Source organism: Sphingomonas sp. Leaf23 (assembly GCF_001421585.1).
Taxonomy (GTDB): domain Bacteria; phylum Pseudomonadota; class Alphaproteobacteria; order Sphingomonadales; family Sphingomonadaceae; genus Sphingomonas.
Map to the genome: position 1 here is coordinate 984,392 of NZ_LMKR01000002.1, position 11,595 is coordinate 995,986.

Sequence of the window (11,595 nt, forward strand, 5' to 3'; positions counted from 1 at the left end):
GCTCTATGTCATGGCCGATGGTACGCACCAAAACGCCGCCCGGCCTGCCCACGCGTGAGCAGATTCTTGATTTCATCCAGTCGTCGGACACCCCGGCGGGCAAGCGCGAGATCGCCCGCGCCTTTGGCCTGTCGGCGCAGCAGAAGATTTCGTTGAAGGCGCTGCTGAAGGATATGGCCGACGAGGGGCTGATCGACAGCGCGCCTGGCCGCGCCTTTCACAAGATGGGCGGGTTGCCCAAGGTGACGGTGCTGCGCGTCGCCGATGTCGATGACGGCGGCAATGTGTGGGCCGTGCCCGAACGCTGGGAAGCGGAGACGCCGCCGCCCAAGGTCCGGGTGCGCGAACGCGGCCGGCGCAGTGCGCTGGGCATCGGCGACCGCATCCTTGCCCGGACCGAAGAGGCGGGTTCCGGCTGGGCCGCCTACCCGATGAAGAAGCTCGACCGCGCGGCCGAAGCGGTGTTGGGCGTGCTGCGCGCCGAGGGTGACAAGCTCTGGCTGCAGGGTGTCGACAAGAAGGAGCGCCGCGAGGTGCCGGTGTCCGATGCCGGCGGGGCGGCACCCGGCGACCTGGTGCTGGCGGAGATGGCCGGACGCCCGCCGCGGATCACCGCGCGGGTGGTCGAACGGCTGGGCGATCCGTTCGAGGCGCGCAGCTTCTCGCTGATCGCGATCCACAAGCACGGCATCCCCGACGTGTTTTCGGAGGAGGTGCTGGCGGAGGCGCGGAAGGTCGCGGGGTATCCGGTCAAGGACCGCGAGGACCTGCGCCACCTGCCGATCGTCGCGATCGACCCGATCGACGCGCGCGACCATGACGATGCCGTCTGGGCAAAGGCTGACGACAGCAGCGATAACGACGGCGGCTGGCAGGCGATCGTCGCCATCGCCGATGTATCCTTCTATGTCCGCCCCGGCTCCGAGCTCGACAAATCGGCGCGGTCGCGCGGCAACAGCGTGTATTTTCCCGACCGGGTGGTGCCGATGCTGCCCGAAATCCTGTCGGCGGATGTGTGTTCGCTGAAGGCCGGGCAGGACCGCGCGGCGCTGGTCTGTCACCTGACCATCGCGAAGGACGGCACGCTCAAGGCATGGCGCTTCACCCGCGCGGTAATCCGCGTCGCGGCGAACATCGCCTATGAACACGCGCAGGCGGCGATCGATGGCGTGGAGGGCGCGCCGGTTCCGGCCGAACTGGTCGACCATGCGCTGAAGCCCCTGTGGCAATGCTGGGCGGCGCTGGCCAAGGCGCGGGCAAAGCGCGAGCCGCTCGACCTCGACCTGCCCGAACGGCGCATCGTGCTGGATGACAAGGGGCGCATCCTATCGGTCGCGCCGCGCGAACGGCTCGATTCGATGCGGCTGATCGAGGATTACATGATCGCCGCCAACGTCGCGGCGGCGAAGGCGCTGGAGGCGAAGAAGGCCCCGGTCATGTACCGCGTCCACGAACCGCCGACGCGCGAAAAGCTGGTCGCGCTGAAGGACTATCTCGAAACCTTCGATGTGCCCTTCGCACTGGGGCAGGTCGTCCGCCCGGCGACGTTCAACCATATCCTCGAACGGATCGGTGAGGCGGATTTCCGGCCGCAGGTGATGGAGCAGATCCTCCGCACCCAGACGCAGGCGTTCTACGGCCCGCAGAACCATGGCCATTTTGGGCTGGGGCTGGGCAGCTACGCCCACTTCACCTCGCCGATCCGCCGCTATGCCGACCTGATCGTCCACCGTTCGCTGGTCGGCAGCTACGGCCTGGGCGAAGGCGCGCTGCCCGCCGACGACGCGGCGAACATGGAACGGGTGGGCGAAGCGATCAGCGGCCTCGAACGTCGCGCGATGGAGGCGGAACGGGAAACCGTCGACCGCTATGTCGCCGCCTATCTGTCCGAACATGTCGGGTCGGTGATGGACGCGCGGATCACCGGCGTCGCGTCGTTCGGCTTCTTCGCGACGATCGATGGCGTGGGCGGCGACGGCCTCGTTCCCGCGCGCGACCTCGGCACCGAATATTTCCGCTTCGACGAAAGCTCGCAGTCGCTGATCGGTGACCAGAGCGGCGAGACATTCGCCGCCGGGCAACGACTGCAACTGCGGCTGGCGGAGGCGAACCCGGTGTCGGGCGCGCTGCGCTTCGAACTGCCCGATGGCAAGGGATCGGCGGGGAGCGACCGACGCAAGGGGCCGCCGCCGCGCGTGCTGAAGCGGCGCGGTCGCCCGGCCAAGATCCGGCACAACGGGCGCAAGCGATGAACGTGGCGGTGCAGGATGCACCGATACGCAGCCGTCGCGGGCGGTTCCGCCGGTGGTGGCGGATCAACGTCATCGGATCGGTCGACCATGACGCGGTGTTGCGGCAGGTGGCGGAGGAATCGGGCTGGTCGGCGCGCTACGGGCTGATGATCGTGCTGTCGATGGCACTGTCGCTGCTCGGGCTGTTGATGCCGTCGGTCGCGGTGCTGATCGGGGCGATGCTGATCTCGCCGCTGATGATGCCGATCATCGGTCTGGGCTTCGGCATTGCGGTGCTGGACGTGCCCGATATCCGCAAGTCGCTGATCGCGCTGGCGATCGGGGCGGGGCTGGCGGTGGGGTTGTCCGCCGCGCTGGTCGCGCTGTCGCCGATCCAGACGATCACCACCGAGATTGCCGGGCGTACCCGCCCGACGTTGTTCGACCTGCTGATCGCGTTCCTTTCCGCCATCGCCGGTGCCTATGCGCTGATCCGGGGCAGGGGGGCGACCGTGGTCGGCGTCGCGATCGCCATCGCGCTGATGCCGCCGCTCTGCGTCGTCGGCTTCGGCATTGCCACGCATAATGCGACCGTCGCGGGCGGGGCGTTGCTGCTGTTCTTCACCAACCTCATTACCATCGCGCTGACCGCCGCCGCGATGGCGCGCATCTATGGGTTCGGCCGGCATCTGACGCCACGCAACACGACGTTTCAGGTCGTGCTGTTCGTCGGCGCGATGCTGGCGCTGGCGGTCCCGCTGGCCGCCGCGCTGCGCCAGATCGCGTTCGAATCGGTGGCACAGCGTCAGGTGCGCAGCGCCATCCTGTCGCGCTTTCCCGACGAAGCGCGCCTCAGCCAGCTGGAGATCACCTATGACCGCCGCGCCGTGCGGGTGCGGGCGGTGGTGCTGACGCCGAAGCTCGACCCGAAGGCGGACGGCGCACTCGCCGCAGGGCTGGGTGAACGACTGGGGCGGCGGCTGGACCTGCATGTCGATCAGATCCGCAGCTCGATGGACCAGCAGGCGACCGAGGCGCAGCAGATCGCGAAGGTCAACGAACGCCCCGGCGCGACCTTCGGCCCGGTGCGCGAGCGGATCATGGCACAGGTCGCGCTGGTGACCGGCGCGGCGACCGATGCGATGCAGGTCGACGACGCCACCCGCAGCGTCCGCGCGGTCGCCGCCGAACTGCCCGGCCTGCCGCCCAGCGGCTATCGGGCGATCGAGGCCCGCGCCCGTGCCGCCGCGCCGGGCTGGCAGGTGGAGGTCGTGCCGCCGATCGCGGGCGATGCCCCGCCGCCGATCGCCTATGCCGGTGGCGTGGCCGATGGCCGGGCGCTGGACGATGCGGCATGGCTGTCGGCGCGACTGGCGCGGGGGATCGTGGTGCGCGGCGGGACGACCGTGCAGCGTACCGCGCTGGTCGAGGGGATCGGCGCGCGTGGTGGCCGGGCGGTGGCCGGGCCGGCAACGGGAAGCCTCGCGCTGGCATGGGAGCCGGTACCTGCCCCCGCCGCCCGCTGACATCGCCGATTGTTACGGCGATAAATTATAACTGTAATGCAGGTGTCACGCCCGGTTAGCGGCTGGTTTACCCTCCCGCCCCTAACACTCGCGGCCGATGGTTTCCTACCTCCGCCTCGACCCCGCCGTGATGGCCGATCACCTGACGATCGCGCAGGATGCGACGCTGACGGCGGTCGTCGACCGGTTTCGGCGGCACCACGACCTGCGGCTGCTGGTCGTGCTCGACGACCGGCGGCAACCGGTCGGGGTGCTGCGCGAGGTTGATGTCCGCGAACTGCTGTTCAACCCCTATGGCCACGCGCTGCTGCGCAACCCCAGCTTCGGCAGCGGCACCGCGGGGCTGATCCGTCCCGCGACCATCGCCGATCACGACACGCCGCTGCCCGACCTGCTGGCGATGCATGGCGACCATGGCGTGGTGCTGGTGCAGCGGGGGGTGTTCTTCGCGCTGCTCGACCCGGTGCAACTGCTGCGCATGGCCAGCCGCTGGCACGGCGATGCATCGGCACTGGCAGAGGCCCGGTCGCAGCGGGTCCACGCCGCCGCCAATACGTTCGAAGCGGCGATCAGGGCGCTGGCGGGCGATATTGCCACCGCCTGCACCGCGATCGACCGGGTCGCGAGCGAGCTGGACCAGCGTGCCACCGCGACCCATGGCAGTGCCGCATCGGTCGCCGCCGCCGCGCATCAGACGGCGGTCGGCATGGTCGACCTCGAACAACGCGGCCGCGCGCTGGCGCTGTCGATCGAACGCATCACCCGCGATGCGGACGAGGCGCTGCGCCTGCGCGAACAGGCGAGCGCGGCGGTCGAGCGCACCGGCACGCAGGTGCGCTCGCTCTCCGACGTCGCCACCACGATCGAGGAGATGCTGGCGCTGATCCGGGGGCTGGCGAAACAGACCAACCTGCTGGCGCTGAACGCGGGGATCGAGGCGGCGCGCGCCGGATCGGCGGGCACCGGCTTTGCGGTCGTCGCGGGCGAGGTAAAGATGCTGGCGCGCCAGACCGAGGCGGCGGCGGGCGATATCGCGCGCCGGGTCGATGCGGTGCACGCGCTGCTGGGCGATGTCGGGCAGGGGCAGAGCGCGGTGCAGAACGCCATCGCCGCGATCGGGCGGATCACTACGACGATCGGCACGGCGGTCGCCGCCGAACGCGCGACAACTCAGGCGATCGCCGAACGGGTCGAGGAGGCGCGCGGGGCAGGCGCCGATATCGACGCCCGTGTCGGGGCCATCGCCACGGCGGCGGACAGCATCGGCGACCGCGCAGGCATGCTTGCCCGGCTGGTCGACGGGCTGTCGGGCCTTAGCCGGCAGTTGCAGGGCCGGGCGGGCGAACTGGTATCGGCGGTGGCGTGAGGGGGGCTCCTCCCGTCCACTCCGTTTGCTCGAACCTGCTCGAACCAAACGGGAAGGGGGGAGGCCGACCACCAAACCCACCGTCACCCCGAACTTGATCCGGGGGCCCGCTTCTTCTCGACCGCCGGAAAGAAAGCGGGACCCCGGGTCAAGCCCGGGGTGACGCCCTGACGTCCGTCCCCCTCAACCCGCCTCGTGAAACTGCAGGTTCGCCAGCCGTGCGTACAGCCCGCCCTGCGCGATCAGTTCGGCATGGCGCCCGCTCTCGACGATCCGGCCCTGTTCCATCACGATGATCCGCGACGCGGCGCGCACCGTTGCCAGCCGGTGGGCGATGACCAATGTCGTGCGGTTCGCCATCAGCCGGTCGAGCGCATCCTGCACCAGCCGCTCGCTCTCGGCATCCAGCGCCGAGGTCGCTTCGTCCAGCAGCAGGATCGGCGCGTCGCGCAGCAGCGCGCGGGCGATCGCCACCCGCTGCCGCTGTCCACCGGACAGCCGTGCACCGCCCTCGCCCAGATAGGTGTCGAGCCCCTGCGGCAGTTCGCGCAGGAACGCGCTGGCATTGGCGGCATCGGCGGCGGCCCACAGCTGCTCGTCGGTCGCGTCCCAGCGGCCATAGCGCAGATTGTCGCGGGCCGACGCGGCAAAGATTACCGTTTCCTGCGGGACCATCGCGATCCGTGCGCGCACCGCCGCCGGATCGGCGTCGCGAACATCGACGCCATCGACTGCGATATGCCCGGCTTCGGGGTCGTAGAAGCGCTGGATCAGCTGGAACAGGGTCGACTTGCCCGCACCCGACGGGCCGACGACCGCTACCGTTTCCCCCGGCGTCACCGCCAGCGTGAAGTCGCTGAGCGCGGCGACTTCGGGGCGGGTCGGGTAGTGGAAGGTCACGCCGTCGAACGCCACCGCGCCGCGCGCAGGGTCAGGCAGCGCGACCGGGGTCGCCGGCGCGGCGATGGTCGGGCGCTGCGCCAACAGGTCGGCCAGCCGCCCGGCGGCACCCGATGCGCGCAGCAGGTCGCCATAGACTTCGGTCAACGCGCCGAACGATCCGGTGACCAGCGCGGCGGTCAGCACGAACGCGGTGATCGCGCCGCCGGTCGTCCGCCCCGCCGCGACGTCGCTGACCGCATCCCACATGATGAGCGTGATCGCGGCGAACAACATGCCGATGACGAACGCGGTCATGATCGCGCGCGTCGCGAACCGCTTCTTGGCGGTGGCGAAGCCGCGATCGACGGCGGCCTCGAACCGGTCGCCTTCGCGCCCCTCCTGCCCGAACGCCTGCACGATCTTCATCGCGCCCAGCGTCTCCGAGGCGACCGACCCGATGTCGGCGATCCGGTCCTGGCTGGACCGCGACAATTTGCGCACCCGTCCGCCCAGCCACATGATCGGGAACACGATCACCGGGATGCCGACGATCAGGTAGAGTGTCAGCTTGGGCTGCAGGCTGAACAGATAGATGACCCCGCCGATCCCGACCAGCAGGTTGCGGAGCGCAACCGATACGGTGGTGCTGACGATCCCTTCGACGATCGCGGTGTCGGCGGTCAGGCGCGACGCGATTTCCGACGGGCGGTTCTCCTCGAACCAGCCGGGCGAAAGGGTCAGCAGGTTGCGATGCACCGCCATGCGCAGGTCGGCGACGGTGCGTTCGCCCAGCCATGACACGAAATAGAATCGCCCGGCGGTCGCGATCGCCAGCACGACGACGACGCCCAGCAGCCCTTCAAAATAGACCGCGATGCCATCGACGCTCGCCCCTTCGGCAAACCCGTTGTCGACGACCTTTTGAAAGGTGCGCGGGATCCACAATGTCGCCACCGCAGCGGTGACCAGCGACACCAGCGCGCCGATCAGTTGCAGCTTGTAGCGAAAGGTGAAGCGCCAGACGAGCCGGAGTGCCGGCAGCATCTTTGCGCGATCGGGGCCAGGGGCAGGAGCGGGGGGCGTGTCGGCCATGCGCGCTGCCTAGCCTGTGCGGCGAGCGACCGCAAAGGGAACCTCCGACCGCGTTCGTTGCTTGAACGTATCGAAGGACGCGAGGGTGTGTCCGCAGTTGCGCTTTCAGCGCACGGACAGGTTTGGCGTACGACGTTCGAAGCGTTGCCGATGGCAACGAATCGCTATATTTTCACTGGTACGGGTAGTTCCCGTCAGAGAAGGTCCGGGGATGCCCATGTTGTACGACGCATATGAATGGCAACGCTCGTTGTTGGCGGGTGCCAGCGCGATGGCGAATTTCGGGGCGGGGCTGTTGCAGAACCCCAGCAATCCGTTCGCCTATTTTGGTGGTGGCCCGGTGCTGGGATCGGCATTGCAGGTCTTTGCCCACGCCGCCGCGCCGCGCGGCAAGCCGGGGTTCGGGCTGACCGGCACGACGATCGATGGCCAGCCGGTGGCGGTGCGCGAGGAAATCGTGCTGCGCCGCCCGTTCGGACAGCTCAAGCGCTTCGTCCGCGAAGGGGTGGAGAACGGCCCGAAGCTGCTGATCGTCGCGCCGATGAGCGGCCATTATGCGACGCTGTTGCGCGGCACGGTCGAACGGATGCTGCCCTTCGCCGATGTCTACATCACCGACTGGCGCGATGCGAAGCTGGTGCCGGTCGCGGACGGTCGCTTCGACCTCGACGACTATATCGATTATGTCGTCGCCTTCCTCGAAAAGATCGGTGAGACCGGCGACGCCCGCGCGCATGTGCTGGCGGTGTGCCAGCCCTCGGTCCCGGTCTATGCCGCGACCGCGCTGATGGGGGCCGACCAGCATCCCAACCGTCCGCGCACGCTGACCATGATGGGCGGGCCGATCGACACGCGCGAGGCACCGACCGCGGTCAACACGCTGGCGACGCAGCGCCCGCATGCGTGGTTCGAACAGAATGTCATCGCGACCGTGCCGATGACCTATCCGGGGGCAGGCCGCCGCGTCTATCCGGGCTTCCTGCAGCTCGCCGGGTTCATGAGCATGAACCTCGGCAGCCACATGATTTCGCATTACGAGATGTTCAAGCATCTGGTGCAGGGCGATGGCGAGGGTGCCGGATCGACCCAGCGTTTCTACGACGAATATCGCGCGGTGTGCGACATGACCGCCGAATTCTATCTCCAGACGATCGATCTGGTGTTCCAGACCCACGCGCTACCCGAAGGCACGATGAAGCATCGCGGCCGCGCGGTCGATCCAGGCGCGATCACCGACACCGCGATCCTGGCGATCGAGGGCGAGCGTGACGATATCTCGGGCGTGGGCCAGACCCGCGCCGCGCTGACGCTGGCGACGGCGCTGCCCGACGCCATGAAGCAGTATCACATGGCCCCCGAAGTCGGCCATTACGGCATCTTCAACGGGTCGAAATGGCGGACCCGCATCGCGCCGGTGCTGGAGGAATGGATCGCCACCCACAACGGCTGATCGCTTGGGCGGCAACACGGAAAGGGCGGGGGCGCAAACCCCCGCCCTTGTTGCGTTCAGACGTCGACGACCGCGTGGCTGCCCGCTTCGTCGCTGCTGCGGATGGTCTGGCCGGTGAACATCTTCAACTTGCCGAGCAGCGACTGATCGGTGTCCCACACCTCGGCATTGTCGAGGTCGAAGCGCAGCATCATCAGCGCCGGGTCCTGCCGGCCATGTTCGAACCATGCCTCGACCGGCTTCGACCAGTATTTGTCGATGATCGCCGGATCGGTTTCCTCGGTCAACGTGCCGCGGATGCAGGCGAACAGGTCGTGGCCCTTGGCAACGAACTGCACCATCGCCGGACCACCCGACGCGGCGCGATTGTCCCGCTTGGTATAGAACCAGAATTCGCTGTGCGCGTCCTCGTCCAGCACGGCGTACATCGGCTCGCTATGCTGGTCCTTCCCGGTCAGGCCCAGCATCACATACGGGCTGGCCGCCATCGCCTTCCACATGGCGTTGCGGATTTCGTCTGGGCTCTTGGTCGACATGGATATTCCTTCCTGGGCTATGCCCTGCCCCAACGACCCAGCGGCGTCAGGTTTCCCAACCCCTACGGACGCAAACCCCATTGCGAATCCCGGCAGTTCCCCCTAGTGCGTCCCTCCACCGCGCAAGCCGCGGTCGCTGGGGCGTCGCCAAGCGGTAAGGCACCGGTTTTTGGTACCGGCATTCGTAGGTTCGAATCCTGCCGCCCCAGCCAATTTAATATCTAAGTTATTGTTTTCGCGGCAGAAAATCGGTCACAACCGCTGGATTGGGCCGGTGGGTGTGACGGCTCCATGTGGAGATGCCGTGCCCGCAATTCAGAATGTCGAGCGCAGAGGCGCCGTCTACTACTGGCGCCGTACCGTCCGTTTTCAGGATGGTAAGCCTTTCACCCTACGCCTGAGCCTCCGAACTACCGCCCAGGCGGTGGCGCGGAGCATGGGGTGTGCGATGACCGCTAAGAGCGAGACTTTGAAGATGACCTTGGGCCAGGACGGCGGAGCCGCAAGCCTGACAACGACCCAAAAGGCCGGGATCTTCCGTAGGGCGATGGAGGAGATGCGCGACCATCTTGAGCTGGTTCACGTCGGTTTCCAGCGCACTGATCCGAACGCCACCTTTTTGATCGAGGGCCTCGTCGGCATCTACGAAGCAATGCTCCGGGATTTCGTCGTGCATGGCGTCCCAACGAACGTCGGTAGTCGCGAGCATGTCGAGGCGCGATTTCCAAGCCTGACGGACGACCAGAAGGAGACACTGATCGACTTCTTTGCCGATCGACCAGACTGGCGTGGCCGGTCCCTCGACAAGGCCGCGTGTGACCTTCGCGCGTCAGGCGTATGCGAAACCGCCGACAATCTCTACATTGCCCGGAAGGTCAATCTCGAAGGACGGCTCGCCGCCGCTCTCGAATATCGGCGGCGACTGGTCGATCCCGCAACGATGTGGACTGGCATGATCGACGATCGCGCCGCGTCTGGGCCGATGCCCTTCGCTGCGGTTGCCGCTGTACCCGCGGCCGTTGCTACCACGGCGCCGCCGCCGGAGTCCCAGGTCGCCGAGCCATGGGCATCGATGACGCCGACCCAAGCGGCGGAACGCTTCATCGCCGACAATCCCAAGATCGTTGGTGACGCGAGGCGGAAGGCGCGCTGGACCGCGAAGACCCGTACGCAATTCCTGTCGGCGGCGCGCCTGCTTGAAAAGAGCTATGGTGCCCGCCCGATACGGCTCGTCGTGCGGAAGGATGTGGCGCGGCTTAACGAGCATTTCTCTCGGTTACCCGTTAGCCACCACAAATCGCGGCGCCACGATGCGATGTCGCTCGAGGAAATTTGCCGCGAGGCCGAGGCGGAGATCAAAACTGGTGCTCGCGACCCAGAGACGATCGGTCTCCAATCGACCAGCACGAACCGACATTTCCTTTTCCTGAAAGAGTTGATGGCATGGGTCGGCAAGCAGGTCGACGGCGTTACGGCCATCGACTGGTCGGACTTCCTGTATGAAGATGATCGCGACGCACGCGAACAGCGGGACGCGTATACCGAGGAGGAAGGGCGGCGATTGTTTCGTCTGCCGATCTGGACCGGTTCGCGATCGCTTGGGCGTCGGCTCGAACAAGGAACCGAGATCTGGCACGATGCAGGTTTCTGGGTGCTGCCCATTGCATGGTACACTGGCTGTCGGCGCGAGGAAATCTGTCAGCTGACGCTCGACGACATTGGTCAGGAGGATGGAGTCTGGTTCTTCACGATCACTGACGAGAACGGCGGGCACGTCAAGAACAGGGCGGCGGTTCGGTTGGTGCCATTCGCCGACGAACTGATGCGGCTCGGGCTGCCGGACTACGTCAAGGCGCTACGTGCCGCGGGCGAAACAATGCTGTTCCCTTAGCTTCGGACCGTGTCGGGCAAGCGGAGCTATGGCGACGTCTACTACAAAAACTGGTGGACGAAGATCGCGAGGAAACTCGACTTCATCGAGCCGGGGCAGGCAATTCACTCGTTCCGGCACATGGTTACGACAGAACTGAAGTATCGAGAGGTCTTCCTTGAAACCCGTGCTGACCTCGTCGGCCATACCATGAGTGGAGAAACCGCCGGTCGCTACTCGAAGGCAGCGCGGCTGACCCGGTTGAAGGAAGCAGTAGACCAGATCCCAAAGGTCACCGACCGACTTCGGCCCCTACCTACGCATCTCCTACCCGCCTCCAGCCGCCAACCTCGTCCGGCCCGTTTGAAGGCCAGTAAATGATTTTGCGTGGTTGGCCGGTAACGGGATAGTATGCGTAGAAATGGCCGTCTCTGGGACAAAGCCGTCCTTGCAAACCGGTTCGTTAAGTGACGGATCCCGACAAAAGTCGACATTGGCAGCTTAGGGCTTTCAGTATCCACTTGCGGCGAACATAAGCTTGCCTGTGACGTGCTCCCCATTTTCAGGCCGTTGATAAGTTAGCTTCGGTGTCCTCATGCCCGTGGCTGGGGCGGTTCGTGAACTCGGCGGGCGCCATGCCGC

At 66.8% G+C, this 11,595-nt stretch carries 8 protein-coding genes and 1 tRNA gene; 7 read left to right on the plus strand and 2 right to left on the minus strand.

Annotation, left to right across the window (positions count from 1 at the left end; translation table 11 throughout):
• Positions 1-17 precede the first annotated feature (17 nt).
• From ASE67_RS08300 to ASE67_RS08310, 3 genes are all read left to right on the plus strand, one after another.
• On the plus strand, positions 18-2,252 hold the full coding sequence (locus ASE67_RS08300; RefSeq protein ID WP_055759040.1) for a ribonuclease R family protein: 2,235 nt from the start codon (positions 18-20) through the stop codon (positions 2,250-2,252).
• Positions 2,249-3,757 carry a DUF389 domain-containing protein gene (locus tag ASE67_RS08305; protein ID WP_235511831.1) on the plus strand — a complete coding sequence of 503 codons (1,509 nt, stop codon included), beginning with the start codon at positions 2,249-2,251 and terminating at the stop codon, positions 3,755-3,757. Before ASE67_RS08300 ends, ASE67_RS08305 begins: the two co-directional genes overlap by 4 nt.
• A 97-nt stretch (positions 3,758-3,854) precedes the next feature.
• Positions 3,855-5,123, plus strand: coding sequence for a methyl-accepting chemotaxis protein (locus ASE67_RS08310; protein ID WP_082457012.1), 1,269 nt, complete (start codon positions 3,855-3,857; stop codon positions 5,121-5,123).
• Positions 5,124-5,306: 183 nt separating this feature from the next.
• On the opposite strand, the gene ASE67_RS08315 is transcribed toward ASE67_RS08310, so the two are convergent.
• Complete coding sequence (locus ASE67_RS08315) at positions 5,307-7,097, minus strand: ABC transporter transmembrane domain-containing protein (protein WP_055759046.1); 1,791 nt, start codon at positions 7,095-7,097, stop codon at positions 5,307-5,309.
• A gap of 217 nt (positions 7,098-7,314) precedes the next feature.
• Here ASE67_RS08315 and ASE67_RS08320 point away from each other — a divergent pair, with 217 nt between their 5' ends.
• On the plus strand, positions 7,315-8,547 hold the full coding sequence (locus tag ASE67_RS08320) for a polyhydroxyalkanoate depolymerase (protein WP_055759049.1): 1,233 nt from the start codon (positions 7,315-7,317) through the stop codon (positions 8,545-8,547).
• Between the two features lie 56 nt (positions 8,548-8,603).
• On the opposite strand, the gene ASE67_RS08325 is transcribed toward ASE67_RS08320, so the two are convergent.
• Positions 8,604-9,083 carry a pyridoxamine 5'-phosphate oxidase family protein gene (locus ASE67_RS08325; RefSeq protein WP_055759052.1) on the minus strand — a complete coding sequence of 160 codons (480 nt, stop codon included), beginning with the start codon at positions 9,081-9,083 and terminating at the stop codon, positions 8,604-8,606.
• 137 nt (positions 9,084-9,220) lie between these two features.
• On the opposite strand from ASE67_RS08325, the gene ASE67_RS08330 reads away from it, so the two are divergent.
• The 3 genes from ASE67_RS08330 to ASE67_RS18155 all read left to right on the plus strand — a co-directional run bounded on the left by ASE67_RS08330 (position 9,221) and on the right by ASE67_RS18155 (position 11,334).
• Positions 9,221-9,295 (plus strand) — tRNA-Gln (locus ASE67_RS08330).
• Positions 9,296-9,531: 236 nt separating this feature from the next.
• Entirely contained in the window at positions 9,532-10,974 is a 1,443-nt protein-coding gene (locus ASE67_RS08335) for a hypothetical protein (RefSeq protein ID WP_055759056.1), read from the plus strand.
• A gap of 9 nt (positions 10,975-10,983) precedes the next feature.
• Complete coding sequence (locus tag ASE67_RS18155; protein ID WP_156348547.1) at positions 10,984-11,334, plus strand: hypothetical protein; 351 nt, start codon at positions 10,984-10,986, stop codon at positions 11,332-11,334.
• The last annotated feature ends 261 nt before the right edge of the window (positions 11,335-11,595 follow it).

Excerpts from the sequence above, each read along its gene's own strand:
- ASE67_RS08310 (WP_082457012.1), top strand. The coding sequence starts at position 3,855 with ATGGTTTCCTACCTCCGCCTCGACCCCGCCGTGATGGCCGATCACCTG.
- ASE67_RS08325 (WP_055759052.1), bottom strand. The coding sequence starts at position 9,083 with ATGTCGACCAAGAGCCCAGACGAAATCCGCAACGCCATGTGGAAGGCG.
- ASE67_RS08320 (WP_055759049.1), top strand. The coding sequence starts at position 7,315 with ATGTTGTACGACGCATATGAATGGCAACGCTCGTTGTTGGCGGGTGCC.
- ASE67_RS08300 (WP_055759040.1), top strand. The coding sequence starts at position 18 with ATGGTACGCACCAAAACGCCGCCCGGCCTGCCCACGCGTGAGCAGATT.
- ASE67_RS08315 (WP_055759046.1), bottom strand. The coding sequence starts at position 7,097 with ATGGCCGACACGCCCCCCGCTCCTGCCCCTGGCCCCGATCGCGCAAAG.
- ASE67_RS08305 (WP_235511831.1), top strand. The coding sequence starts at position 2,249 with ATGAACGTGGCGGTGCAGGATGCACCGATACGCAGCCGTCGCGGGCGG.
- ASE67_RS08335 (WP_055759056.1), top strand. The coding sequence starts at position 9,532 with ATGACCGCTAAGAGCGAGACTTTGAAGATGACCTTGGGCCAGGACGGC.